The following is a 26,350-nucleotide window of genomic DNA, read 5'->3' on the forward strand; positions in this document are numbered from 1 at the left end:
ACCTGGATTATTTATTTTTATCAGTTTTTTCAATTGCTTCGGCTAAACCGTTAAGATAAGTTGCACCTAAAGCACGGTCGTATAAACCATAACCTGGCATGGATACTTCTCCCCAGATTGCACGGCCATGATCTGGTCTGACTGGACCGTCAAAGCCTGTATCATATAAGGCTTTCATGATTTCATACATATCTAAAGAACCATCGCTGGATAAATGAGCTGCTTCATCGAATTTACCAGGTCCCAGATACACAACATTTCTAACATGGGCAAAATGAATTCTGCCTGCTGTGGAATGAATAATATCAACAATATCATTCTTTGGATTAGAACCATAAGAACCTGTACATAATGTAATACCATTGAATTCAGCATCCACTGTATTTAATAATTTTAATACATTCTCTTTGTTGTTAACAATTCTTGGAAGTTCAAATACTGGCCAAGCAGGATCATCCGGATGAATTGCCATCTTAATATCATATTTCTCACAAACCGGACGAATTTTATTTAAGAAATATACCAGATTATCGAAAAGCTTATCCTCATCCACATCTTTGTATTTTTCAAATAATTCCTTTACATGAGCAAGTCTTTCCGGCTCCCAGCCCGGCATAACAAATCCATTACTGCTGGAATCCAATTCTTTGAACATAGTTTCCGGATCAATTTTATCAATTAAATCCTGATTATAGGATAAAACAGTGGAACCATCCGGTCTTACTTTAGCCAGATCAGATCTTGTCCAGTCAAATACAGGCATGAAGTTGTAGCATACCATATGAATGCCAGCTTTACCTAAATTCTCTAAAGTTGTAATGTAATTTTCAATATATTGTTCTCTATCCGGTGTACCAATCTTTATAGAATCGTGTATGTTAACACTTTCAATACCAGCAACTTTAAGCCCCGCTGCTTCTACTTCTTCCTTCATTTTAAGAATTTCATCCATAGGCCAGGCCTCACCGGCTAATCTATTATATAGAGTAGTGATAACTCCTGTAACTCCAGGTATTTGTCTGATTTGCTCTAATGTAACAGAATCATGCTCTTTACCAAACCAGCGTAATGTCATTTCCATAACTTATGTCCTCCTAATGTCTTTCCATATTTATATGATTAATATTATTTAAAACTACAATTTAACATTAAAATACTTTTCTGCATTATTGAAACAAATATCTTCCACAATCTTTCCTACGAATTCCAAATCATCGGGATATTCACCATTATCTATAAGCCCGGCTAATTTATTACATAGAATTCTTCTAAAGTATTCATGACGTGGGAATGATAAGAAACTTCTGGAATCTGTTAACATACCAATAAATTTTGATATTAAACCTAGCTGGCTTAAAGCTTCCATCTGATTTTCCATACCTGTTTTTTGATCTAAGAACCACCATCCGGAACCATATTGAATCTTACCAGCACAGGAACCATCCTGGAAGTTACCAATCATAGTAGCTATTAATTCATTGTCTCTTGGATTCAAATTATATAATACTGTTTTGGGAAGTTTTCCTTGATAATCCAAGGCATTTAAGAAAGCACTTAAATCTTTGGCAAAGTTACTGTCATTAATGGAATCAAATCCTACATCCGGACCTAACTTTTCAAACATACGGGTGGAATTATTTCTGATAGCACCAATATGAATCTGCATTACCCAGCCTAAATCATGATATGCTTTTCCTAATTGGGTCAAAATATAACCTTCATATTTACTTATTTCTTCCTCTGTGATGCTTTCCTGATTCAGACCCTTTTTAAATATTGCGTCTGCCTCTTCTTCGTTACATGGAGTGAATCTAAATACATCCATGCCATGGTCACTTACTTTTGAACCAATTTTATCAAAATAATGTAATCTTTCAATTAAAGCCTTTACAAGATCGGAAACAGATTCTAATTGGCAACCTACTACTTGTCCCAAATCTTCAACATAGGAAGCAAAGCCTGGTTTATAAACACGAATTGCATTATCCGGTCTAAAGGAAGGCAGTACTTTGATCTCAAAATCATCTTTTAATTTCTTGTGATATTCTAAGGAATCTTTTGGATCGTCTGTAGTACACAGCGCTTTAACATTCATTTTACGTAATAAATTACGTACGCTGAATTCCGGTGTTCTTAATTTTGCATTACACTGTTCCCATATGCTTTCACATGTTTTTGGAGACAAGGTTTCTTTAATTCCAAAATATCTTTGTAATTCTAAATGAGTCCAATGAAATAATGGATTTCCTATTAAATATGGAACTACTTCTGCCCACTTCTTAAACTTTTCGTATTCCGGCTGTTTCCCTGTAATATAATCTTCATCAATTCCGAAAGTTCGCATAGCACGCCATTTATAATGATCACCGCCCAACCAAACCTGGGTAATGTTATCAAATTTAATATCCTCATAAATTTCTTTAGCTGATAGATGATTATGGAAATCATATATTGGCATTTTTTCTGCATAGTCATGGTATAATTTTTGTGCAGTTTTAGTTTGTAATAGAAAATCTTCATTCATGAATTTACTCATAATGATACCTGCCTTTCTGGAAATCCTCTTTACTTGCAATAACAATATAAAATATCTGATATTATTTCTTGCTTTATGTAAAATTAAATATATACTTATGAAATAATTTTACCTATTTTCTTTTTCTCTTGTATACTAGTATGTTAAGAATATATTACCTGTATTTTGGGATAAAGTCAATATAATTTATTATGAATTTTCAATAGATTTTTTATGCAATATGTACAGATATGCATTTTATGGGTTTTCCAGCTTTCAAAGATGTCCTTTCGGACATAGAATCTGCCCCTATCACTACAGACAGGGGCAGATTCGGAATGGTTTAGAATTTACTATTATTTATTCCCTGTTTTATTATATATTTTTTTCATCAGTATGTTATCTTACTTTTTCTTTAGGATAATCTGATAATTGTTAGTGCAGAAACTATACTTCCCGGTGCAAGTACAGGGAAACTAATCGTTGCAAATGAATTATTAGATATGGTTATGGTTGCAGGTAAATTAGAAGCCGTAACTTCTACCAAAGCTGATATTTCAACTTCATTAGAGGCTGCTAATGTTCCAACTGTTCCTCCCGGAACAGGGACTCCGTTTAAGTTTATAGATACATTCGGAAGAACTCCTGCCACATATGCAATAAAGTTTATGAGATACACTCCTGCCTCTTGCAATACAGTCTGACCAGCATTGGGTAAAAGGATTCCGTTTGGTACTATAGGCACATTTCCAGATGGAAACTCAAAATTTCCACCGCCTGCAATCGTTATTCTTGGATTTGTACTAAACCTATAGACAAAACTGTTTGACTCTCCCGGACCTGGAGGGCCTGGCGGTCCCGGTGGACCTTGTGGTCCGGTTGCTCCAGTTGCTCCGGTGGCTCCTGTAGCTCCCGGTGGGCCTGATGGGCCTGATGGTCCCGGTGGGCCTACTGGGCCAGTTGCTCCTGGTGGACCTTGTTCACCCGCTGGCCCTGCTGGGCCTGGAGGACCTACCGGGCCTGTTGCTCCGGTAGCTCCAGTGGCTCCCGTTGGTCCTTGTTCACCTTGAGGGCCTGCCGGTCCCGGAGGACCTGTTGCTCCAGTGGCTCCTGTGGCTCCTGTGGCTCCCGGAGGACCTTGTTCTCCCGGTGGACCTACTGGACCCGGAGGGCCTACCTGACCTGGAGGGCCTGCTGGGCCTGTGGATCCTGTGGCTCCGGTGGCTCCCTGAGGACCTTGTTCTCCCTGAGGACCTACTGGACCTATAGCACCCGGCGGACCTTGGGGACCTGACGGACCTGCTGGACCGGGCGGTCCCATTGGTCCGGGATCCCCTTGAGGACCTGCTGGACCTGCCGGACCGGGTAAACCTGCTGCTCCCGGAGGACCTGACGGACCCATTGGTCCTTGTGCCCCTGTTGCACCGGACGGACCTTGCTCACCTTGTGGGCCTGCTGGACCTGTTGCTCCAGGCTGGCCTTGGGGACCGGTTGCTCCTGTGGCTCCAGTGGCTCCCATCGGACCTTGTTCACCTTGAGGACCTGCCGGGCCTGTTGCTCCAGGCGGCCCTTGGGGACCTGCCGGGCCTCTTGGTCCTACTGGACCTTGGGGACCGGGTGGTCCAGGTGGTCCAGGAGGACCTGAAGAACCATCACAGCCTGAATCCGAATAGCACGAATTACATATGGAATTATCCACTCTATTCTGTCGGCCTGAATTCCACGAATTACAACTTTGTGCCTTTATAATTCCATCTTCATTATTTATGCTAACTTCTTTACGAGAGTTAGAAAATTTGCTATTTGAAGAATAATTGCCAAAATTCATATACTACTCCTTTCTATAAGATAGTATGGATATTCTTCTGACCTATTCAATATAATTCATATAAAATAAGATAGAACGGAATATCATCTACTATATAGATATGTTATATATTTAAATTTGTGCAATCATAATTCTCCAAAAAGCCTAATTATTTTCCATAAAAAGTACGCTTTACCTTATGCAGGTCCAAGCGCACTTTTTTTAATTTTCAATAATATAATTTTTAAGTTCTAGAAATGCATCATCTAAATGAGGCGGGCTCCATGCTCCACTTCTACACAAATAGATACCCTCAAAATCGATGTCGTAAAGTTCTTCTAAAGAACTTTCATTACAATCTACTTTTCCCGACAAATTGAATTCTTCCGAATCTTCCCGTTTAATCCAATTATAGTCAAATTTTTCACCTAACTCTTCTTGCAAGATTTCTGCCCAATTACCGCAATTGACTTTTTCATTTGGTCTGCGATATTGATACATATCATGATGGTGATCAATATTATATACTCTTACAAGCTTACTTTTTCTTGCTTCAAGAAATTTGTATACAAGGCCATACATATACCTGTGACTGTCATTTACGCATTTTATAGCATTCTTATTATAGGATTTGATATATCGTATTAGTTCTTTTAAATTATTAAATCCATTTTCTAATATACCAATATCTTTTATATCGTACATTTCATAAAATGGTTCCCAGATTTCTTTTCTCATATCTTCTGTCAAGATATCATCAGGCGTATCAGGAAAACAAGTATTGCGGGTTTCGTTACTTATATCAATAAAATAATCCCAATCTATACTTAACAAATTTATCACGTTTTCATAACCTTTCCTCTTTATCGTTGTTTTGATTAATAACAAAAATATTGAAAATAAAAGTTATTTATCATGTTCTTACTATAAGAATAGATGAATAGAACACATTTATGCAATGAATTATCTGTAAACAAATATTAAAAAATTATAAACAATCTCATAAAAACACTTATAGCTTTGAAATATCTGTTTCTCTGATTTTCTTTCTTAAAGGATATATATAAGAAGGAGATACGGATAATTCATCAATCTTCATTTTTAAGAAAGTTTCGGTAAGGCTGCTGTCTGCTGCAAGTTCACCGCATATTCCAACCCAGATACCTGCCTGATGGGCATTATCTGCAATCATCTTAATTAAACGAAGAATTGCCGGATGATGAGAATCATAATGTTTTTCAAGTTTTGTATTCTGCCTGTCAATGGCAAGGGTATATTGAGTTAAATCATTTGTACCAATACTAAAGAAATCCACTTCCTGTGCAAGTATATCTGAAATTACAGCCGCTGCGGGAGTTTCAATCATAATGCCCTGCTCAACCTCTTTATATGGAAGCTTTTCTTCTTCCAATTCTCTCTTTACTTCTTCTACAATTTTTTTAATTTCCAGAACTTCTTCCAGAGAGATAATCATAGGATACATAACAGCAATGTTGCCATATGCACTTGCTCTTAACAAGGCACGTAACTGGGTTTTAAAAATTTCTGTTCTATCCAGACATATTCGAATAGCACGATAACCCATGGCGGGATTTTCTTCTTTTTCCATATTAAAATAAGCAACCTTCTTATCCGCTCCAATATCCAGTGTACGAATTATGACTTTTTTGCCTGCCATGTTCTCTGCAACCATTTTGTAGGCTTGAAATTGCTCCTCTTCCGTAGGATAATGATCTTTTTCCAGATATAAGAATTCGCTGCGAAACAGCCCAATTCCCCCTGCATCATTCTGTATTACAGAGGCTAAATCACCGGTACTTCCAATATTGGCGAATAAATCAATTCTTTGACCGTCTAATGTTATATTCTCTTTATCTTTTAGCTCTGTTAGCAGTTCTTTTTTCTTTCTGTCAAGTTCCTGTTTCTCCTTCATATTTTCATATGTAGTTTCATCAGGATCTATATAAAGAGTACCACTAAAACCATCCACGATTGCCAGTTTCCCATTCAGTTCTTCGTAATCTTCCATGGGTACATTAATAAGCGCCGGTATATTCATTGTACGTGCTAATATTGCAGTATGTGAATTCGTAGAGCCATGTACTGTAACAAATGCTAATACCTTTGATTTATCAAGCTGTACGGTTTCACTGGGAGCCAAATCATCTGCTAATATAATGGAAGGTTCCCGTGTTAATATATTGTCGGACACTTCTCCACTTAATGTGGAAAGTACACGTTCTGAAATATCTTTCACGTCGGCAGCTCTCTCTTTCATATAAGCATCCTCCATGGAAGCAAATATGTGATAAAAATTGTCTGCCGTAACAGCCACCGCATATTCTGCATTGACAGACTGGGTATCTATAATATTCTTAACAGAATCCAGATAATCCAAATCCTCCAGCATCATCTGATGTACTTCAAATATAGCAGCCCCATCACTTCCCACTTCTAACACAGCTTTATCATGTAGCTCTTTTAGCTGTCCGATGGCAGCATCCTTAGCTTTATTAAATCGTATCCATTCTTTTTCCGTGTCTTCAATATGATGACGTTTTACCTGCTTGTCTTTTTTTAAAAATACAGCTATTTTACCAATAGCAATACCATTAAAAACAGTTTTTCCTGTATACGTAATCATTGTTTACCTCCAGCTTCTGATCTGTTTACAGATTACTCTTAAAAAATTCTTCCAATTCTAAAGCGGCTTGCTTTTCATCTTCGCCTTCTACGGTTACAGTAATTTGCTCATTTTGCTTTATACCTAAGCCCATGATTGCTAGTATTCTTTTTCCATCTGCTGATTTAGTACCTTTTGTAATTTGAATATTGCTTTTAAAACTTCCTGCTTTTTTCACCAATAAACCTGCAGGTCTTGCATGCAATCCTAGTTCATCTTTAATGGTATAAATAAATTGTTTCATAAAAAAATCCTCCCTTTTTCATTTAAGATTATGTTTATTATCATTATTTTTATTTGTATTTTCTTATAATATACTATTATTCTTATGCACTTATATCGGTATTTTATAGTATTATCATATTAATTTTTCTTATAAATCAACTGTTTTGTTATTCATTTATTATCTGAATGATTTCATCTCCTGGGCTGACGGTTTTATTCACAAAGGAATTCACTTCATTAAAACGGTCTGAATTGGTAATTACAATAGGAACCACTGTGTCATAACCAATTTCCTTTATTCTGGACAAATCATATTCCATTATCAACTCTCCTTTGTTCACTTTATCACCGGTTTTAACATGAGTTGTAAAATATTTACCATTTAAAGTTACCGTATTCAGACCAATATGAATAATTATTTCTACTCCTTGATTGGATAAAAGGCATATGGCATGGTTTGTTGAAAACAGCGTAACAACAGTGCCGTTAAATGGTGCATACACCTTCCCATCCTCTGGCAGAATCGCTATTCCTTTCCCTAAAAGCTCTAAAGCAAAAGCGGGATCATTAACATCACTCAGGGGTTTTACCGTTCCCCTAATAGGAGAATATAGGCTGATATGAGTTTGAGATTTTTCTTCCTTTATACTTTCCCATTCCTGAACTCTTTCGTTTTCCGGAACGTTTTCACTTTCCTGATTAGTTTCTTTTTCTAAGCTATTTCCTATTTCAGAAATATTATTGTGAGCCTTTGTAATATTATCGTTTTTTTTCAGTTGACGATATATGCTATCTACTTCAGGTCCTAATACTACCTGATACTCCAATCCTATTTTTATAATACCATAGACACCGGGAATGCTTTTCAATTGTTCTTCCTTAACCTTGCCCTCGTCTATCAGTTGGAATCGTAACCTTGTAAAACACTGGCTTATATCTAATATATTCTCAAGCCCACCGACTCCTGACAGGATTTCTTTTGCAGCTTCTATATAATCCATTGATTTACCCTTTCTTTATCATTCATCATTTTCCTTATGAAGTTTTCAAATACTAAGGTGTTGTTATTCTTTTTATGTGAATGGTCAGATACATCATCTCATCCTCTGGAACCATTATATTGTATTCCTTTTCCATAAAGGACTTAATCTTTTCGGCACATTTATGAGCAGTCACATATTGTTTTTTTACCAACTCATATAATTCTTCATCTTTATCCGATTCCTTTATTCCCAATAAATTTCTCTGAGCAAAGAATTTTAAATGGGTAACAAATCTTTCATAATACAAAGAATCTTCATTAATATTCATTTTATAAGAGTATTTCACAATACTAAGGATTCCTTGTATCATTTTTGTCATATCCATTGCATAACTCATATCCGTATTTAATTCCGCATTCAAAACATGCATTGCTATAGAAGCAGCTTCCTCCTCGGGTAGTTTGACTCCCATTTTTTCATATATAATCTCAAGTGCTCTTACTCCTACTGCGAATTCCTTTTGGTAAAACCTTTTAATTTCCCATAATAGAGCATTATAAAATATTTGGCCTTGACGAAATCTTTCAATGGCAAAGCTAATATGGTCAGTTAAAGTGAGTATAATGGTTTTGTTTAATTCCTTATTCAGAATCTTATCAGCATATTGAATAATCTCATTGGAAGCTTGTATATGTTCTAAAGGCATATCTGCAAAAAGTTTTTTAAGTTGATCGGCTTCTGACTGGTTATCCATGATAAATATTTTTTCTATCTTTTCATGGTCTATCTCCTGTTCCGGTTTTCCCATAAACCCGATACCTCTTCCCATTACAATAACTTCTCTGCCCTTTTCATCATAGGAACTTACAATATTATTATTAATTACCTTCTGAATTAACATGTTTGCCCTCATTTTTTCCCAAATATAAAAAATAAAACCATGCTTCATACAGATAGAACTCTCTATCCTTTACAAAGCTGGTTTTGCCTACAATGGTAGTAACAATCCGTTTCCTATTCAAATAATACAAAATAAAAAAGTAATGATTCTTTTCTGTACATTTATACTATCATAAGTTTCTGTCCCAGTCAATTGCTTTATTCAATTTGTATTGTATATAGATGGAACTTCCGTTTTTATATCCTTCTCCCATGTTGAGCTTATAAAAGATATTATACTACATAATTACCTATTATAATCCCCACTTATCTATAAATTGTCAGCAACCTGGTTTTATGCTGCTTTTCATAAATAAGAAAGTAATAACCTTACAAATATATTGCATAAAGACAAGGAATGTTCTCATAAATTATTATGGAATAAAGAATGAAACTAGGCTCTTATGAAAAAGAAAGAAAAAGTTCAAATCATTGTTCAATGCAGTGAATATGAGAATAATTATGAGCAAGTAAAAAGTATGGGTAAAATTAAATATAAGTTACCCATGATTGATTCTTATGTTATAGAAGTAAACGAAGAACGGCTGGAATATTTACAGTCAGAACACGAATTATTAAGTTTCGAACTGGATACTCATATTACTGCGCAAATGAACCGCGCATCAGAGATCATTGAATTAAAATGGGCACATGAAAGAAATATCATGGGCGAAGGCATTGGGGTTGCCGTAGTTGATACCGGATTATGCCTCCATAAGGATTTTACGGAAGGCACCAACCGTGTAAAGGGTTTTTATGATTTAATACACGGTCGAACGGAACCTTATGACGACAACGGCCACGGAAGCCACGTAGCTGGAATAATCGGCGGTAATGGATTTCTTTCCAGCGGAAAATATACCGGTGTAGCTCCAAAATGCGATCTGATAGGAATAAAGGTATTAGATCAAAAGGGAGATGGCAATATTTCAGATGTTCTGGCAGGACTTCAATGGCTGATTGACAACAAAGAAAAATACAATATACGAATCGTAAATATATCAGTAGGTACTACAACAAAAGATAATATTGATGAGAATTCCTTATTGGTAAAAGGTGTTAATGCTGTTTGGGATGCGGGTATCGTTGTGGTTGTGGCGGCAGGGAACAACGGTCCCGGCCCCATGTCCATATCTACTCCGGGTATTAGCAGAAAAGTAATTACCGTGGGATCCTCTGATGACAGAATATCCGTTGAATTATTCGGAAGCAAAACCATGGACTATTCCGGAAGGGGCCCTACTGCTGCCTGTATAAAGAAGCCGGATATAATAGCACCGGGTTCAAATATAATATCCTGCGGTACTATGAAAAACTATCAACGTTATCGATATAATCTAAAAAACAACCCCAGAAGCGATAATTATAATATTATGTATGCGGTTAAAAGCGGTACTTCCATGGCTACTCCTATCGTTTCCGGTTCCATTGCTCTTTTATTGTCCAAATACCCGGAGATGACAAATAAAGATGTAAAATTAAAACTGCGGGAAAGTGCTATCGATTTAGGTCATCCATGGTCAAAACAAGGATGGGGCTTATTAAATATACCAAGATTACTTTCTTAATCAAAAAAATGTCATTCTGACTTCAAAAGGATGAAAAATCTTATTTTAATATAAGACTCTTCTTCCCTAACTCAGAATGACATTTTTAAATTTCTAAATTACCAGTATAAAACTTTTAAAGATTCTTTTACTTTATAAGCTTTGAAATTTCTTTAAACTTTTCACTGCGGGAGTCTCTTGTTAATTCAAATAAAATGGATTCATAAGTTGCAGCGATTGCACCTTCCTGTGTCATTCTATGCATTGCAAGCTTTTTATCATTCTCTTTTCTGGAACTTATACAATCTTCAACTACAATAACCTGATAACCCGCTGCCATACAGTCAATAACTGTTTGCTGCACGCATATATGTGCTTCAATTCCACATATAATAATATTCTTTTTCCCGTAGTTTTTTATGTTTTCTAAAATAATTTCATCATCATAGCAGCTAAAAGTAGTTTTATCAAAATATTGAAAAGAATTACCAAATACATTTTGAAGTGATTCTACTGTCATGCCCAAGCCTTTTGTATACTGTTGTGTTATTATCAAAGGAACCTCTAATATATCTAAACCCTTCATTAGTATTTCTGTATTTTGAAGTAATATTTCATTCTTGTCTATTGCCGGAATTAATTTTTCCTGAAAATCAATAACTAATGCAAGGCTGTCTTTTTTATCAATACGCATATGGCTATCTCCTCTTATCTGTGCATAATGTAATTTATAGTATTATATCATCCATTGTTTTACATTGCAATGGGACCACTGTGTCGATTTATGTAAACTAAAAACTAATATTTTTATAGATTAATAGGAAAGCAGTCAAGCTTTGTGACATATTATACAATGTAAAAACATTTAGGAGGCTCATACATGAGTGATTTAGCAGCTACACATTGCGGCGAAAGATGTGATAATGGATTTTCAGGTTCTTGGATACTAATTATATTACTTCTCTGCTGCTGTAATGGAAATAACGGTTTCTTTGGAAGTGGATTCGGCCGTGATTGCGGAGAGAGCGGATGCGGTTCTATCATCTGGATCATTCTGATTTTATGCTTATGTGGCGGTAATGGTTTCGGTGGTTGTTGCTAATCCAATTATCTAATCTAAGTCAACATTTAGTATTGAGTTTAAGAAAAAAGCCGCTAAGTTAGCGGCTTTTTTCTATTATCTCCTTGTTCTGTCCGTTCTATGATTTATACGGTTTCTCTTTGCTCTTTCAAAGCAGTCTAAATCTATTTCATATATGGTGTTATCATCTATAATTAACGACTCCAGATCATTATCTTTTTCACTTTTATATAATCTCGACGAGAATGGGTCATTCTCCACACTTTTTTGTTCCACTTGCCTGGTTATTTTAACTTTTCTAAAATTATTATAGTCCAAAATTAATGCCTCCTTGTATGGAATTTACTTTGATTAAATTATTAATCATTACAGTATATGATTTTTTTTATCCATTGACCGTAAAACAGGTTGAATACATTTTAATTTTCTTATATACTTAAAACACTACATGAAAGAGGTGATTGTTATATCTGGTTCAATATATGGAAATTTATTTAGAATATCTACCTGGGGTGAGTCTCACGGAAAGGGAATCGGCGTTGTGGTTGATGGATGCCCTGCCGGATTACAATTAAATGAAGAAATGATTCAAGCCTACTTAAACCGCAGACGTCCAGGGCAGAACAAATATACTACCGAGAGGCAGGAAAAAGATTCCGTTGAAATATTATCCGGTATTTTTGAAGGAAAAACAACTGGTACACCAATCTCAATGACAGTTATGAATACCAATCAACGTTCTGTTGATTATACTGACATTGCAAATTATTATCGTCCGGGGCACGCTGATTATACCTTTGATGAAAAATACGGATTTCGTGATTACCGCGGAGGCGGCCGTTCCTCTGGTCGTGAAACCATAGCTCGTGTTGCGGCAGGTGCTATAGCAAAAGCCATTCTTGATCAATTAGGTATAGATGTATGTGCCTATACGAAATCAATTGGTGACATAACCATTGATTATAAAAATTGCAGTAAAGAAAACATATTAACAAGTCCTGTTGCAATGCCGGATTTGACTGCATCTGAATTAGCGACCCAACTTCTTGAGAAACGGATGAAGGAATTAGATTCCACAGGAGGCGTTATAGAATGTATTGTTACCGGAATGCCTGTGGGGATTGGTGAACCTGTTTTTGAAAAGTTAGATGGGAACTTAGGAAAAGCCATACTATCCATAGGAGCAATCAAGGGAATCGAATTCGGATCCGGATTTAATTCAGCTTCCTCCTCCGGTTCTTATAATAATGATAATTTTCAAATAAACCAGGAAGGCAAGGTAACCAAGCTATCCAATCATGCCGGCGGAATTCTCGGTGGAATCAGTGATGGTTCAGAGATCATATTCCGGGCAGCTGTAAAACCCACTTCTTCTATAGCGAAATCCCAAAAAACAATCAACAAAGCCGGTGAGAATATAGAAGTAAGTATACACGGACGTCACGATCCGATTATTGTCCCTCGTGCTGTTGTTGTAGTGGAAGCCATGACAGCTATTACTTTAGTTGATATGCTCTTTATGAATATGACAGCCAGAATGGATTATATTCAAAAAATATATAAAAAATAATAAAATTTATACATTGGAGAATATATTATGGAACAATTAATGGTTTTAGGAACTGGAAATGCACAGGCATTAGATTGTTATAATACCTGTTTTGCATTAAAAGAAGGAAACGAGTATTTCTTAGTGGATACTGGGGGCGGAAATGGTATCTTACGTCAGTTAAACAGACAGAATATATCTCTGCATCAAATTCACCATATATTCATAACTCACGAACACACAGATCACATTCTTGGGATTCCCTGGGTGATTCGTTTTATAGGTTCTTTGATGAATCAAAATAAGTATGAAGGAAATCTCTATATATACTGCCATTCAGATCTAGTAGATACAATAAAGATCATCACAGAATTAATTGTACAAAAAAAGTTTTGCAAATTGGATGAACGAATGTTTCTGGTTCCTTTACAGGATGGAGATACAAAAGAAATCCTTGGTAATGAAGTAACTTTTTTTGATATTAAATCTACAAAAGCAAAACAATATGGATTTACCTTGCTTCAACCTAATGGCGAAAGAATAGTATTTACCGGAGATGAGCCCTATCGTGATGCCATCAGAGAGCATGTGGAAGGATGCACCTGGTTATTACATGAAGCCTTCTGCCTTTATTCGCAGCGTGAAATTTTTAAACCTTATGAGAAATTTCACAGTACCGTTAAAGATGCCTGTCAGTTAGCAGAAGAATTAAAATTACCCAACCTTTTGCTTTGGCATACAGAAGATAAAAATATATTGCAAAGAAAAACTCTATATACAGAAGAAGGAAAGCAATATTATCACGGCAATTTATTTATCCCAGATGATGGCGAAATAATAAACTTAATAAACCAATAAAAAACATTATATGTAAAAACACTTTTTCCTGGAAACAATAGGACAAGGTGTTTTTTTTATACTCTAAAATTATTTTATTTTTACATTGACAGCCTGAAAAATATGTGTATAATTAGTATTGTTTCAGTTTAGCAACACTAAACTTTAAGTTTAATATTTTAACCTTATCAAGAAAGTAGACTTGTCTGTTTCAGCAGGAGTTTACTCTTGCTGAAATCCCATATATTGGAAATAAGGTTATGAACAAGCAGTGTAAGCGAATAGCTTGCCTATAGGCAAGTGGAATATCCGCTTTGACAATTTCTCAAGGAGGCACTTTGTGAAGATTGGTGAAAAAATCAAAGAATTACGTATTCAAAAAAGTTTAACCCAAGAAGAATTAGCGGATCGAGCAGAGCTTTCCAAAGGATTTATATCCCAGTTGGAAAGGGATCTAACCTCTCCTTCCATTGCTACCTTGGTTGATATACTACAATGTCTTGGTACCAATTTGGAAGAATTTTTTACTGGTTCTTCCCCAGAACAGGTGGTATTTAAAAAGACGGATTACTTTGAAAAATATGACAGCGAATTAAAGAATGAAATAAAATGGATTATCCCGAATGCACAAAAGAATATGATGGAGCCAATTCTTTTAACTTTAGAACCGGGTGGTTCCACTTATCCGGATAATCCTCATGAAGGTGAAGAGTTTGGGTTTGTATTAAGCGGAAGTATTACTCTTCATATTGGAAACAAAACCTTTAAAGCAAAAAAAGGTGAATCTTTTTATTTTACTGCAAGTATGAAGCACTACATAACTGCATCCGATAAAAGCGGTGCTTCCCTTTTATGGGTATCTACTCCGCCGAGTTTTTAAAAATATTACAATTACAAAGGAGGCATTATATGGCTGGCAATAAGCTTATTGATTTAATAGATATTACAAAAGTTTATGATGATAACACAGTTCTGGACGGACTAAATCTATACGTTAGGGAAAATGAATTTCTAACTCTCCTTGGTCCCAGTGGCTGCGGCAAAACTACTACATTGAGAATTATCGGTGGTTTTGAGAATCCAGACTCCGGAAAAGTAATCTTTGACGGCAAAGATATTACAAAACTTCCTCCTAATGAAAGACAATTAAATACGGTATTTCAAAAGTATGCTCTCTTTAGTCATATGACCATTGCTGAAAATATCGCATTTGGTTTAAAAACAAAGAAAAAAAGCAAAGCATATATAGATGATAAAATTAAATATGCCCTGAAATTAGTAAATCTGAACGGTTTTGAAAATCGTACCCCGGATTCTCTAAGCGGTGGTCAGCAACAGCGTATTGCCATTGCCAGAGCCATTGTAAATGAACCAAAAGTACTTCTTTTAGATGAACCTTTAGGGGCGTTGGATTTGAAATTAAGACAGGATATGCAATACGAATTAATTCGTCTTAAGAATGAGCTGGGAATTACTTTTATTTATGTAACCCATGATCAGGAAGAAGCCTTGACTATGTCAGATACCATTGTAGTTATGAACCAGGGATATATCCAACAGGTAGGAACTCCTGAAGTTATATATAACGAGCCTCAGAATGCCTTTGTTGCCGACTTTATCGGAGAAAGCAATATTATTCCTGCTACAATGATACAAGATAGATTAGTAAACATTCTGGGAGCCAATTTTCCTTGTGTGGATGAAGGTTTTGGAAAGAATACTCCAGTAGACGTGGTAATCCGTCCGGAAGATATAGATTTGGTAAAACCGGAGGAAGGCATTATAAAAGGCCGTGTTACTTCCCTGATCTTTAAAGGAGTTCATTATGAAATGGATGTATGGGCCAATGATCATGAATGGCTGGTTCACAGTACTGACTTATTCCCGGTAGGAAGTGAAGTGGGAATATCCGTCAATCCTTTTGATATTCAGATTATGAATAAACCGGAATCTGAAGATGAAGAGGCGGTGATTATGGATGAAGAATAGAAAATGGCTTTCATATCCTTATATTTTATGGATGACTCTATTTATAATCATTCCTTTATTAATGATTATTTATTATGGAGTGACTACAAAGAGTGGTTCCTTTACTCTTGATAATTTAGCTTTTATTACAGATCCTATCAATCGTAATGCACTTTGGTTGTCCATAAAATTATCCGTTGTCAGCACTCTGGTTTGTTTGATCCTTGCCTACCCCCTGGCTCTGATTCTTAACAATATGAAGTTAAAGAATAATAGCTTTATTATATTAATCTTCATACTTCCCATGTGGATGAATTTTTTACTAAGAACCATTGCATGGCAGAATATATTGGAAAAAACTGGTGTTTTAAATACTATTCTAAGGTTTCTTCATTTACCGACTTTGGAATTAATTAATACACCTGCTGCTATTGTATTCGGCATGGTATATAATTTCCTGCCGTTTATGATATTACCCATTTATAACGTGCTTATAAAAATAAGTGATGACACTATTAATGCTGCCAGAGATTTAGGAGCAAATAGTTTTCAAACCTTTTTAAAAATAATATTACCACTTAGCTTTCCTGGCATTATCAGCGGAATTACTATGGTATTTGTTCCTTCACTGACAACCTTTGTTATTTCAACGATTTTAGGCGGAAGTAAGATTGTATTGATTGGTAATGTTATTGAACAGCAATTTAAAATGATTAACAACTGGCATACCGGCTCCGGTCTTTCACTGGTATTAATGGTATTCATTCTGATTAGTATGGCTATACTTGCCAAATATGATAAAGAAGCGGAGGGCACTAGCGTATGGTAAAAAAATTGGGGCAAAAATTATATATAGCACTGATTTTACTCTTCCTTTATGCCCCCATATTTATATTAATTGTGCTATCCTTTAATAAATCAAAATCCAGGTCAAAGTGGGGAGGCTTCACCTTTAAATGGTATATTGAGTTGTTCCGGAATGATAACATCATGAATGCCCTTTATACCACGTTAATCATTGCATTTTTATCAGCACTTATAGCTACTATTATCGGCACTGCTGCTTCCATTGCAATGAATAATATGAAGAAAATACCAAGAACAATATTAATGGGAATCACGAATATTCCTATGTTGAACGCAGATATTGTTACCGGTATCTCTTTAATGGTTTTATTCCTTGCCTTCCATTACAGATTAGGGTTTTCCAGTGTTTTAATGTCCCATATTACTTTTAATATACCCTATGTTATATTAAGTGTAATGCCAAAGCTAAAGCAGTTAAATAAAAGCACTTACGAAGCCGCTCTGGATTTAGGTGCAAGTCCAAATTATGCTTTTTATAAAGTTATATTGCCTGAAATATTTCCAGGCGTATTATCCGGATTTTTATTATCCTTTACTATGTCTTTAGATGATTTTGTAATTACCCATTTTACAAGGGGTAATTCTATTGATACTTTATCTACTAAGATTTATGCAGAGGTGCGTAAGGGTATTAAACCGGAAATGTATGCACTGTCCACTCTTCTATTTACTTCTGTATTAGTTTTGCTAATCATTATAAATCGAAGAAATGACAGATTAAAACATCATGAGAAAAAACATAGCCACTAGAAGCTGTTTATAAATTATATATTAATAGATTCAAAGGCTGGAAATGTTGAAAGAAAATATTTAATGAAAGGTTACCACAAGATCATTCTTTCAACCTATTTATTAGTGGTGGTATCACATTTACTTGCAGATGTGATATGCAATGGGTGTAACTATGAAAAAAATTGTAATAGTTTTATTATTGGCTCTTGCTGGAGTTTTTGGTTTAACCGGCTGTAAAAAGAGCGACTCGCCAACCTTATACGTATATAATTGGGGAGAATATATCGACCCGGAAGTAATTGACATGTTTGAAGAAGAAACCGGAATTAAAGTTAAGTACGATGACTTCGTACAAAACGAGGATATGTATCCTGTAATCCAAACTGGCTCTGCAAAATATGATGTTGTATGCCCTTCTGATTACATGATTCAGAAAATGATTAAAGAAGGCTTATTACAAGAAATCAATTATGACAATGTACCAAATATATCCAACATTGATCCGACGTATTTAAAAAGTGCCGAAGAATTTGATCCGGGTAATAAATACAGCGTGCCTTATTGCTGGGGAACTGTTGGTATCCTATACAACAAATCTATGATTAAAGCTGATATAGACAGCTGGGCAGCTTTATTTGACAAAGATTTTATGAAAGCCAATGGTTATGACGGTGAAGTTCTTATGATTGACAGCGTAAGAGATGCACTTGGTATTGCCCTTGTTTATTTAGGATATTCCTTAAACTCAACGAATGAAGCTGAGATAGAAGAAGCTAAGAATTTATTAAAAGAACAATTTCCAATGGTGGATGCTTATGTAGTTGACCAGGTACGTGATAAAATGATCGGTGGGGAAAATCCAATCGGTGTTATCTACTCCGGTGAAGCAATCTATACCCAGAGAGAAAATCCTGATCTGGAATATGTGGTTCCTAAAGAAGGTTCTAATGTATGGATTGACGGATGGGTTATTCCAAAGAATGCACCAAACAAAGAATATGCAGAAAAATGGATTGATTTTATGTGCAGACCTGATATTGCATTAAAGAATTTCGAGTACATTACTTACTCCACTCCTAATGCTGCTGCAAGGGAAATGATTGAAGACCAAGACATTAAAAACAGTACCATCGCTTTCCCTGAGCCTTCTGTATTAGAAGGATGTAAGACTTTCCAATATCTTGGAGAAGAAACAGAAACATTATATCTTAATAAATGGAATGAAGTAAAATCCAATTAAATTTGTCATTGATGAAATATAGATATTTTTAGATTAAAGAAGTTTGCCCTATAGTGACCTCAATTAGTAAACTACGGGGCAAAAAGGGGCGGTTGCAAAATGAGAGTTCCTACCGGACATAGATTGTGATATTAGCTTAATCCTATCCAGTACCCTGTTCTATTTTGCAACCGCCCCTTTTTTATTTACTGCATATTGTATGGGCAATATTTAATTATATTTTACTACATTTCTCTCATTACCTTGTAAGAAGGACTTTATATTCTCATATACTTCCCTGACACATCTGGTTCTGGCTTCTACCGTCGCCCAGGCTATGTGGGGTGTGATAATAAGTTTATTACTGTCTTTTATTCTTAATAAGGGATTATCGGGCAGCATTGGTTCTACACTGATTACGTCTAGTCCTGCACCTGCTATTTCTCCCTTCTCAATTGCATTTGCTAAATCTTCCTCATTCACGATAGGACCTCTTCCCAAATTTAATAGAATAGCCGAATTCTTCATTTTCTTAAAAGCTTCTTCATTCATAAGATTTTGTGTAGCACTGTTTAAAGGTGCGTGAATGGATATAATATCAGCAGTAGATAACAAGGTATCAAAGTCTGCTCTGGTATAATCAGGATTAGTATTCTTACCTGAGGTGGAGTAGTAGATTATGTTGCAGCCAAATGCTTTTGCAATGTTTGCTACTCCTCTCCCGATTTCACCTAAACCAATAATTCCCCATGTCTTTCCGTACAGCTCATTGAATTTGTAATCAAAACAGCTGAAGATATCTCTTCTGGCATATTCACCGCTTTTTACAAATTGATCATAAGAATTCAGCTTTTCATATAGATAAAAGAACAATGCAAAGGTATGCTGAATTACGGATTGGGTTGAATAGCTTTTCACATTGGTAACGGTTATTTTATGGGCGTTGGTATAATGAAAGTCTACATTGTTGGTGCCGGTTGCTGTAAGACAGACTAGTTTTACATTCTTTGCCTTACTTAATAAAGTTTCATTAATAGCAATCTTATTGGCTATAACAATATCTGCCTCCTTGATTCGGTCTGCATTTTCTGCTGGATTGGATTTGTTATATTTTATTACTTCACCATATTCATCAAATATGGATAAGTCCACGTCACTTCCCAATGTGTCTGTTTCCATAAATACTAGTTTCATACATTTCCTCCTATTAACGGATTCTTTCTGGAAAGCCCACTTTCTTTTGTACCTTACGAAGTGTCTTGGTAGCATAATAGTTTGCTTTCTCTCCATTAGCTTTAATAATTCCGTCAATATAAGCTTTGTCTTTTGACAATTCTGCCACTCTATCCTGAATTGGCTTAAGGACAGATACTACAGATTCTCCAACTGCTAATTTAAAATCTCCATATCCCTTACCGTCGAATTCTTTTACTACTTCATCCACTGTTTTGCCCGTTGCTGAACTATAGATATCAATTAAATTTTTAATTCCCGGTTTATCATCGGAATAAATAATTTGATTATCGGAGTCCGTTACTGCCCTTTTAAACTTTCTGATAATGGAATCCGGATCATCCATTAGATAGATGCTTGCATTTGGGTTCTCATCGGATTTAGACATTTTCTTATCAGGATCTTGTAAACTCATAATCTTAGCACCTACTTTTCCAATGTAGGGCTCCGGAATGGCAAATACGTCACCATAGATACCATTAAATCTCTCAGCAATATCCCTTGTAATTTCAAGGTGTTGTTTTTGGTCCACACCCACTGGAACCATATCTGTCTGGAATAGCAAAATATCTGCTGCCATTAATACAGGATAGGTAAATAAGCCAGCATTAATATTATCTGCATGTTTTGATGCTTTGTCTTTAAACTGTGTCATTCGACTTAGTTCACCCATATAGGTAAAACAGCTTAGTATCCAGCTAAGTTCTGCGTGACCGGAGACATGGGATTGATAATAGATGCAGTTTTTCTCAGGGTCTAAACCAGCTGCAATATAAAGAGTCAATAAAGCTCTTGCTCTTCTTCTTAATTCTGCAGGATCTTGTCTAATGGTAATAGAATGTAAATCCACAACGCTGAAAAAGCATTGATATTCCTCATTCTCTAAGGATATCCAATTCTTTAATGCACCTAAATAATTTCCTAAAGTCAAATTACCTGTTGCTTGCATTCCACTAAAAAGTACCTTTTTTCCATCTAACATATTCATACACTCCTTTAAAGATTAAGTTGATTTTAATTTTGATAAATTCTGATTGATTCAGGATAAATAAAAAAAGACTTTTATCCTAGTATTATCTACTGGGACAAAAGTCATTATAAACTTCTGCGGTACCACCCGGCTTGGCATTTTGGCACATCTGTGCCTGCCCTCTCTTATCATACATGGTTACAGTAACCATTAAACGGTATATAAATATTCCTCATTTGCTACAAACCTGTAACTTATAACTCATGTAAGTCCATTGATATCGGGTTGAATTCCCGTCGGGCATTACTAGGCTAAACCGTTCCTCCCGATCCTATAAGTCCATTCCATATAGAATTTGTTACTGCCTTCCACCCTCGCAGCTCTCTGTAAATAAATTTCTATACTTACTATTCTTAATCATTGGATTTCTTATTTATTTTATAAATTTAGTATATCCATGTTTCTAAGAAAAGTCAATCCATTTTTATATAAAGGTACTTGCTCTATTTTTACGTAAGACATGTACTCTATTTTTGCATAGAAATATACTCTATTTTTATATAAGACATATACTCTATTTTTGCATAAGACATATACTCTATTTTTGCATAAGACATATACTCTATTTTTATATAAGACATGTACTCCATTTTTACATAAGAAATATACCCTATTTTTACACAAGAAATATACTCTATGTTTCATTAAACATATACTCTATTTTTGTGAGACATATGCTTTTTTCGTAACACATATGCTTTTTTTCGTAACACATATGCTCTGTAAATATGATATTTCTATATTCTTATTTACATCTCATAAAGCGTTCCCACATACCACTGTATATTTTTCTATTTATAAGTGCCTATTTTATTTTTTTTATGAAACATCTTACATTAATAATGTTGACATGCCATCCAACAGATGGTACAATTATACAAAATAGATTATTAATTTATATATTATTTATACAAATTATATAATCTTCGACAAAAATAAAGATTCTGAAAAGCTTTGCTAGAGATTAAGATGCATTAAGATTAAATATATTATGGAGGAATTCATAGGTTTTTAATAATGCAATACGAAATACTCTTAGTAAGGCTTTTTCATTTTCTTAATGGGAGGTGGCAGTTAAGTCTATTTGCTTTTCTATTTTAAGAGAATAAAAATTCAGGAGGTTTTTTTCGTTATGAAAAAAGGGTTGTTTTTATTAATTACTGCTATTATGGTATTGGGTTTAACAGCTTGTGGGAAGAAAGACAAAGAGAAAGTAATGATTTACACTTCTATGTATGAAGATATTATTGAAGACATTAGGACAACTTTGGAAAAAGAGTTCCCTGATATTGATATCGACTTCTTCTACGGTGGTACCGGTACTCTCCAGGCAAAAGTTGCTGCAGAAATTGATTCTGGAAAGCTGGGCTGCGATATGCTAATGGTTGCTGAGCCAGCATATTCTTTAGAATTAAAAGATGCAGGGGTTTTAGAGCCATATAAGTCAGAACATGCAAAATCTCTGGCTTTTGACTATGACGAAGACGGCTATTGGTACCCGGTTCGTATTTCCAATATGGTTCTTGCTTATAATCCAGATAAATATAGTAGAGATGAGATTCCTAATTCTTTCTATGATTTTGCATTTGACACTAGTGTGAAAGACATGATTTCCATGTCCAATCCACTAACATCAGGTACTGCTATGGCCTCTATTACCGGTTTACTTGAAAAATATGGTGAAGAATATTTTCAGGCATTAGGTAAACAAAACGTTGCAATTGAATCCGGTTCCGTTGCTTTAACCAAGCTGGAAACAGGAGAATGTAAGGTTATTATGGTTCTTGAAGAATCTGTTTTAAAAAAGAGAGAAGAAGAAAACTCCAAACTGGAAGTTATCTATCCAACGGATGGTACCATTAATGTTCCATCCACCATTATGACCGTTAATGATAAATGGAATGCAAACCAGAATATTGAAGCTGCACAGAAGATTACAGATTGGTTCTTATCTGAAGAAGGCCAGAATGCTATTGTAAAAGGATGGATGCACTCTGTCCGCTCCGATTATCCAAATCCACCATTTGATGCAATAGCAACCTCCGAGATCTTAAAGAACATTATTCCAATTGATTGGGTGAAATGCTATAAGAATCGCGAAGAAATCAGAACCTTATTCCAAGAACACGTAACTATTCCCGAATCAAAATAGTATAAATTAATTTTATACATAATTACTTAAAAACGGGCAGTGCTTTGATATAAAGCCTGCCCTTTACCAAGATAACTTACATAAATTTACGAAGTTATTCTGCTTACTAAATAGAATTGGAGTGATTATTACGGCTAGGTCTGTTAACTACAAAGTAAGAACAAAAGGCAAATTCAATTTTGATTTTAAATGGATCGTCATATTAGCAATTATAGCTTTTCTTCTTATCTTTCAGGTTTTTCCATTACTTTATTTAATCATTCGTTCCTTTTTCCCAAATGGAAGTTTTTCATTAGAAGGATTTAAACGAATTTATTCTTATGCCCTGAACTGGACAGCTCTTAAGAATACCATTATCAGTGCCGGTCTTGCTATGGTTTTTGGTGTCCTATTAGCATTTCCCCTGGCATGGTTGGTTGGAAGAACCAATTTATACGGTAAGAAATTCTTTCGGACATTATTTGTTATGACTTATATGGTACCTCCTTATGTAGGGGCAATGGCATGGCTGCGTCTGTTAAATCCTAAAGTTGGTACACTAAATGTATTTATACAAAACCTATTGGGGCTTTCTAAAACTCCTTTTAATATTTATTCCGTTGGCGGATTGGTGTGGGTTTTAACAACCTTTTATTACCCATATGCCTTTATTACTATTTCCAGAGCCATGGAAAAAATGGATCCTTCCTTAGAAGAAGCCTCCCGTATATCCGGCGCTTCTCCTTTAAAAACTCTATTTACCATCACTTTGCCAATGATGTTACCCAGTATTGTTGCTGCCGGTTTATTGGTATTTGTGGCAGCTGCTTCCTGCTATGGAATTCCATCTATTGTTGGTGCACCGGGACAAATCCACACCGTAACAACAAGAATCATTGACTATGTATATATCGGATCCCCGGAAGGACTTACGGATGCTACTGTTTTGGCTGTATTTCTAATGGTTTTAGCATTGATAATTCTATATGTTTCAACAGTGCCCATTGGCAAGAAACAATATATAACCGTATCCGGTAAATCCACAAGACCGAATATAGTGGATTTAGGCAGATGGAGATTGCCTATTACCATATTGATTTCAGCTTTTGCTGTGATTGTTGTTGTAATTCCATTTGCAACTGTCCTGGCTACATCCTTTACCGTGAATATGGGAGAATCGTTAACACTAAGCAATTTCACAACAAAATATTGGAAGACTATATTTACTAGAAAACCCATACTAAGCTCTGCTCAAAATAGTATTGTATCTGCTATCTTAGCAGCTACCTTTGGAATGATCGTCGCTTGTGTCATGGCTTATTTATTAAAACGGACAAAAGTGAAGGGAAAAGGGATTCCAGACTTCTTAATTACAGTTGGATCCGGCACCCCTAGTGTAGTTATTGCTTTATCTTTAATTATGACTATGAAAGGCAGATTCGTAATTAATATTTATAATACCTTATCTATTATGGTTATTGCTTATATGATCAAATACATGTTAATGGGAATGCGTACGGTAGTCTCTGCATTTTCACAAATAAGTCCTTCTCTGGAGGAAGCGGCTCAAATATCCGGTTCAGGCTGGGCAAGGCGTTTTAAAGATATTATAGTTCCTCTCATATTGCCATCCATTGTTGCAGGTTGGTTTTTAATATTTATGCCTTGTTTTTATGAACTCACCATGTCCACTTTATTATATTCTACGGACACAAAAACTTTAGGCGTTGAATTATATACCTACCAAACTTATCACAGCCAGCAAACAGCATCTGCTTTGGCCTCTGCCATATTAGCCGTTGTCATCGCTGCCAACTGGTTACTGAACAAATTAACCGGCGGTAAGTTTTCAATATAAAGAGGAGGAAATACATATGTCTGTCGTTACTATATCCAATGTTACAAAAGCCTTTGGAGATGTTGTTGTACTGGAACATTTCACTGATGAATTTAAGGACGGAGAATTCGTCACCTTACTGGGCCCATCTGGCTGCGGTAAAACAACCATGCTTCGTATGATTGCCGGGTTCGAGAAACCAACTTCCGGCGAAATTAAAATAGATGGTGCTGTAGTAAGTTCTGATAAAACCTTCCTGCCACCTGAGAAAAGAGAAATCGGCATGGTATTCCAATCCTATGCCGTATGGCCCCATATGAATGTTTTTGATAACATAGCCTACCCTTTAAAAATTAAAAAGATTCCAAAAGATGTCATTCATAAAAAAGTTATGGATATCCTTGAGGTTGTTCATCTAAGCCAATACGCAAAAAGAATCCCCGCCCAACTATCCGGTGGGCAACAGCAGCGCGTTGCATTGGGACGAGCCTTAGTGGCAGAGCCAAAACTATTATTACTGGATGAACCTTTGTCAAACTTAGATGCAAAACTACGTGAAAGTATGCGTTATGAAATCAAAGAGATTCAAAAGAAGCTGGGAATTACCGTAGTCTTCGTTACCCACGACCAGGTGGAAGCTATGACCATGTCAGATCGTGTATTTGTCATCAATCGTGGCGTTGTTCAGCAAGTAGGAACACCATACGAAATTTATTCCAAACCTTCCAACCAGTTTGTGGCTGACTTTGTAGGAAAGGTTAACTTTATGAAAGGTACTGCCTCTGGTGGCAAGGTCACACTTACCGGCATCGGCAAAGATATCCCTTATAAGGGCGAACTTAACGGCAACGTTATTGTTACAATACGCCCGGAAAACATTCAGCTTGTAGAGAAGGATGCTGATGCACTGGAAGGAACCTTAGAAAAAATCTATTTCTTAGGCAATGAAAATGATTGCTTTATTAATATTAACGGAGTTATCCTTCGCACAAATGCTCCTTCCCATTTTCATGATTCCTTAAAAGTCGGTCAAAAAATATATTTGAAATTAAAGGACTATCTAGTTCATGTAGATGACGGCAATAAGGATGAAATTACAAAAATAGTTACTTAATAAAAATTTAGACTACTAACAATAGTACACTTTGCCCAATATGGGGTATTCAG

Annotated in this window: 24 protein-coding genes; 12 read left to right on the forward strand and 12 right to left on the reverse strand. The window is 35.6% G+C overall.

Annotated elements, in window-relative coordinates; translation table 11 throughout:
• Positions 1–7 precede the first annotated feature (7 nt).
• From uxuA to licT, 8 genes are all read right to left on the reverse strand, one after another.
• Positions 8–1,081: a mannonate dehydratase gene (gene uxuA, locus RT261_RS14895; protein WP_313133639.1), complete on the reverse strand. Its 1,074-nt coding sequence runs from the start codon at positions 1,079–1,081 to the stop codon at positions 8–10.
• A gap of 54 nt (positions 1,082–1,135) precedes the next feature.
• On the reverse strand, positions 1,136–2,536 hold the full coding sequence (gene uxaC / locus RT261_RS14900) for a glucuronate isomerase (RefSeq protein WP_313133640.1): 1,401 nt from the start codon (positions 2,534–2,536) through the stop codon (positions 1,136–1,138).
• Between the two features lie 394 nt (positions 2,537–2,930).
• The gene (locus RT261_RS14905; RefSeq protein ID WP_313133642.1) at positions 2,931–4,343 is read right to left on the reverse strand and encodes a collagen-like protein; all 1,413 of its coding nucleotides are present in this window, start codon (positions 4,341–4,343) and stop codon (positions 2,931–2,933) included.
• Between the two features lie 201 nt (positions 4,344–4,544).
• Positions 4,545–5,156 carry a hypothetical protein gene (locus RT261_RS14910; protein WP_313133644.1) on the reverse strand — a complete coding sequence of 204 codons (612 nt, stop codon included), beginning with the start codon at positions 5,154–5,156 and terminating at the stop codon, positions 4,545–4,547.
• A 178-nt stretch (positions 5,157–5,334) separates the two neighbouring features.
• Positions 5,335–6,966, reverse strand: a complete 1,632-nt coding sequence (gene ptsP, locus RT261_RS14915; RefSeq protein ID WP_313133646.1) for a phosphoenolpyruvate--protein phosphotransferase — start codon at positions 6,964–6,966, stop codon at positions 5,335–5,337.
• A 25-nt stretch (positions 6,967–6,991) separates the two neighbouring features.
• A complete protein-coding gene (locus RT261_RS14920) occupies positions 6,992–7,249 on the reverse strand; it encodes an HPr family phosphocarrier protein (protein WP_313133648.1) in 258 nt (85 codons plus the stop codon).
• Between the two features lie 148 nt (positions 7,250–7,397).
• Entirely contained in the window at positions 7,398–8,231 is an 834-nt protein-coding gene (locus tag RT261_RS14925) for a glucose PTS transporter subunit IIA (RefSeq protein ID WP_313133649.1), read from the reverse strand.
• 52 nt (positions 8,232–8,283) lie between these two features.
• On the reverse strand, positions 8,284–9,114 hold the full coding sequence (licT, locus tag RT261_RS14930) for a BglG family transcription antiterminator LicT (protein ID WP_313133651.1): 831 nt from the start codon (positions 9,112–9,114) through the stop codon (positions 8,284–8,286).
• 649 nt (positions 9,115–9,763) lie between these two features.
• Here licT and RT261_RS14935 point away from each other — a divergent pair.
• Positions 9,764–10,720: a S8 family peptidase gene (locus RT261_RS14935; RefSeq protein ID WP_313133678.1), complete on the forward strand. Its 957-nt coding sequence runs from the start codon at positions 9,764–9,766 to the stop codon at positions 10,718–10,720.
• A 127-nt stretch (positions 10,721–10,847) separates the two neighbouring features.
• On the opposite strand, the gene RT261_RS14940 is transcribed toward RT261_RS14935, so the two are convergent.
• Positions 10,848–11,393 carry a hydrolase gene (locus tag RT261_RS14940; protein WP_313133653.1) on the reverse strand — a complete coding sequence of 182 codons (546 nt, stop codon included), beginning with the start codon at positions 11,391–11,393 and terminating at the stop codon, positions 10,848–10,850.
• A 186-nt stretch (positions 11,394–11,579) separates the two neighbouring features.
• On the opposite strand from RT261_RS14940, the gene RT261_RS14945 reads away from it, so the two are divergent.
• Complete coding sequence (locus RT261_RS14945) at positions 11,580–11,801, forward strand: chorion class high-cysteine HCB protein 13 (protein ID WP_313133654.1); 222 nt, start codon at positions 11,580–11,582, stop codon at positions 11,799–11,801.
• A gap of 75 nt (positions 11,802–11,876) precedes the next feature.
• Here the strand turns inward: RT261_RS14945 and RT261_RS14950 are convergent, their stop codons facing one another.
• A complete protein-coding gene (locus RT261_RS14950; protein WP_313133655.1) occupies positions 11,877–12,098 on the reverse strand; it encodes a hypothetical protein in 222 nt (73 codons plus the stop codon).
• Between the two features lie 148 nt (positions 12,099–12,246).
• Between RT261_RS14950 and aroC the strand changes: the two genes are divergently transcribed.
• The 7 genes from aroC to RT261_RS14985 all read left to right on the forward strand — a co-directional run bounded on the left by aroC (position 12,247) and on the right by RT261_RS14985 (position 18,973).
• Positions 12,247–13,350: a chorismate synthase gene (gene aroC, locus RT261_RS14955; protein ID WP_313133680.1), complete on the forward strand. Its 1,104-nt coding sequence runs from the start codon at positions 12,247–12,249 to the stop codon at positions 13,348–13,350.
• Between the two features lie 27 nt (positions 13,351–13,377).
• The gene (locus tag RT261_RS14960) at positions 13,378–14,187 is read left to right on the forward strand and encodes an MBL fold metallo-hydrolase (RefSeq protein WP_313133658.1); all 810 of its coding nucleotides are present in this window, start codon (positions 13,378–13,380) and stop codon (positions 14,185–14,187) included.
• A gap of 319 nt (positions 14,188–14,506) precedes the next feature.
• Positions 14,507–15,046 carry a helix-turn-helix domain-containing protein gene (locus RT261_RS14965; RefSeq protein WP_313133660.1) on the forward strand — a complete coding sequence of 180 codons (540 nt, stop codon included), beginning with the start codon at positions 14,507–14,509 and terminating at the stop codon, positions 15,044–15,046.
• Between the two features lie 29 nt (positions 15,047–15,075).
• Entirely contained in the window at positions 15,076–16,155 is a 1,080-nt protein-coding gene (locus RT261_RS14970; RefSeq protein WP_313133662.1) for an ABC transporter ATP-binding protein, read from the forward strand.
• The gene (locus RT261_RS14975; protein WP_313133664.1) at positions 16,145–16,963 is read left to right on the forward strand and encodes an ABC transporter permease; all 819 of its coding nucleotides are present in this window, start codon (positions 16,145–16,147) and stop codon (positions 16,961–16,963) included. The genes RT261_RS14970 and RT261_RS14975 overlap by 11 nt, the downstream gene beginning before the upstream one ends.
• A complete protein-coding gene (locus RT261_RS14980; protein WP_331665493.1) occupies positions 16,957–17,751 on the forward strand; it encodes an ABC transporter permease in 795 nt (264 codons plus the stop codon). The genes RT261_RS14975 and RT261_RS14980 overlap by 7 nt, the downstream gene beginning before the upstream one ends.
• Positions 17,752–17,905: 154 nt before the next feature.
• Entirely contained in the window at positions 17,906–18,973 is a 1,068-nt protein-coding gene (locus RT261_RS14985; protein WP_331665494.1) for an ABC transporter substrate-binding protein, read from the forward strand.
• A 210-nt stretch (positions 18,974–19,183) separates the two neighbouring features.
• On the opposite strand, the gene RT261_RS14990 is transcribed toward RT261_RS14985, so the two are convergent.
• On the reverse strand, positions 19,184–20,146 hold the full coding sequence (locus RT261_RS14990) for a D-2-hydroxyacid dehydrogenase (RefSeq protein ID WP_313133666.1): 963 nt from the start codon (positions 20,144–20,146) through the stop codon (positions 19,184–19,186).
• Between the two features lie 13 nt (positions 20,147–20,159).
• On the reverse strand, positions 20,160–21,167 hold the full coding sequence (gene trpS / locus RT261_RS14995) for a tryptophan--tRNA ligase (RefSeq protein WP_313133668.1): 1,008 nt from the start codon (positions 21,165–21,167) through the stop codon (positions 20,160–20,162).
• A 1,180-nt stretch (positions 21,168–22,347) separates the two neighbouring features.
• On the opposite strand from trpS, the gene RT261_RS15000 reads away from it, so the two are divergent.
• From RT261_RS15000 to RT261_RS15010, 3 genes are all read left to right on the forward strand, one after another.
• Positions 22,348–23,367, forward strand: a complete 1,020-nt coding sequence (locus RT261_RS15000; protein ID WP_313133670.1) for an ABC transporter substrate-binding protein — start codon at positions 22,348–22,350, stop codon at positions 23,365–23,367.
• Between the two features lie 121 nt (positions 23,368–23,488).
• A complete protein-coding gene (locus RT261_RS15005; protein ID WP_313133672.1) occupies positions 23,489–25,204 on the forward strand; it encodes an ABC transporter permease in 1,716 nt (571 codons plus the stop codon).
• Between the two features lie 16 nt (positions 25,205–25,220).
• On the forward strand, positions 25,221–26,297 hold the full coding sequence (locus RT261_RS15010; protein WP_313133674.1) for an ABC transporter ATP-binding protein: 1,077 nt from the start codon (positions 25,221–25,223) through the stop codon (positions 26,295–26,297).
• The last annotated feature ends 53 nt before the right edge of the window (positions 26,298–26,350 follow it).

Origin of the sequence: Anaerocolumna sp., assembly GCF_032079385.1 — a bacterium.
GTDB lineage: Bacteria > Bacillota > Clostridia > Lachnospirales > Lachnospiraceae > Anaerocolumna.

Coding starts and splice junctions, on each gene's coding strand:
- RT261_RS14960 (WP_313133658.1), top strand. CDS start 13,378: ATGGAACAATTAATGGTTTTAGGAACTGGAAATGCACAGGCATTAGAT.
- RT261_RS14935 (WP_313133678.1), top strand. CDS start 9,764: ATGAACCGCGCATCAGAGATCATTGAATTAAAATGGGCACATGAAAGA.
- uxaC (WP_313133640.1), bottom strand. CDS start 2,536: ATGAGTAAATTCATGAATGAAGATTTTCTATTACAAACTAAAACTGCA.
- RT261_RS15000 (WP_313133670.1), top strand. CDS start 22,348: ATGAAAAAAGGGTTGTTTTTATTAATTACTGCTATTATGGTATTGGGT.
- RT261_RS14990 (WP_313133666.1), bottom strand. CDS start 20,146: ATGAAACTAGTATTTATGGAAACAGACACATTGGGAAGTGACGTGGAC.
- RT261_RS14945 (WP_313133654.1), top strand. CDS start 11,580: ATGAGTGATTTAGCAGCTACACATTGCGGCGAAAGATGTGATAATGGA.
- trpS (WP_313133668.1), bottom strand. CDS start 21,167: ATGTTAGATGGAAAAAAGGTACTTTTTAGTGGAATGCAAGCAACAGGT.
- ptsP (WP_313133646.1), bottom strand. CDS start 6,966: ATGATTACGTATACAGGAAAAACTGTTTTTAATGGTATTGCTATTGGT.
- RT261_RS15010 (WP_313133674.1), top strand. CDS start 25,221: ATGTCTGTCGTTACTATATCCAATGTTACAAAAGCCTTTGGAGATGTT.
- licT (WP_313133651.1), bottom strand. CDS start 9,114: ATGTTAATTCAGAAGGTAATTAATAATAATATTGTAAGTTCCTATGAT.
- RT261_RS14975 (WP_313133664.1), top strand. CDS start 16,145: ATGAAGAATAGAAAATGGCTTTCATATCCTTATATTTTATGGATGACT.
- RT261_RS14920 (WP_313133648.1), bottom strand. CDS start 7,249: ATGAAACAATTTATTTATACCATTAAAGATGAACTAGGATTGCATGCA.
- RT261_RS14940 (WP_313133653.1), bottom strand. CDS start 11,393: ATGCGTATTGATAAAAAAGACAGCCTTGCATTAGTTATTGATTTTCAG.
- RT261_RS14980 (WP_331665493.1), top strand. CDS start 16,957: ATGGTAAAAAAATTGGGGCAAAAATTATATATAGCACTGATTTTACTC.
- RT261_RS14925 (WP_313133649.1), bottom strand. CDS start 8,231: ATGGATTATATAGAAGCTGCAAAAGAAATCCTGTCAGGAGTCGGTGGG.
- uxuA (WP_313133639.1), bottom strand. CDS start 1,081: ATGGAAATGACATTACGCTGGTTTGGTAAAGAGCATGATTCTGTTACA.
- RT261_RS14905 (WP_313133642.1), bottom strand. CDS start 4,343: ATGAATTTTGGCAATTATTCTTCAAATAGCAAATTTTCTAACTCTCGT.
- RT261_RS14970 (WP_313133662.1), top strand. CDS start 15,076: ATGGCTGGCAATAAGCTTATTGATTTAATAGATATTACAAAAGTTTAT.
- RT261_RS14985 (WP_331665494.1), top strand. CDS start 17,906: ATGAAAAAAATTGTAATAGTTTTATTATTGGCTCTTGCTGGAGTTTTT.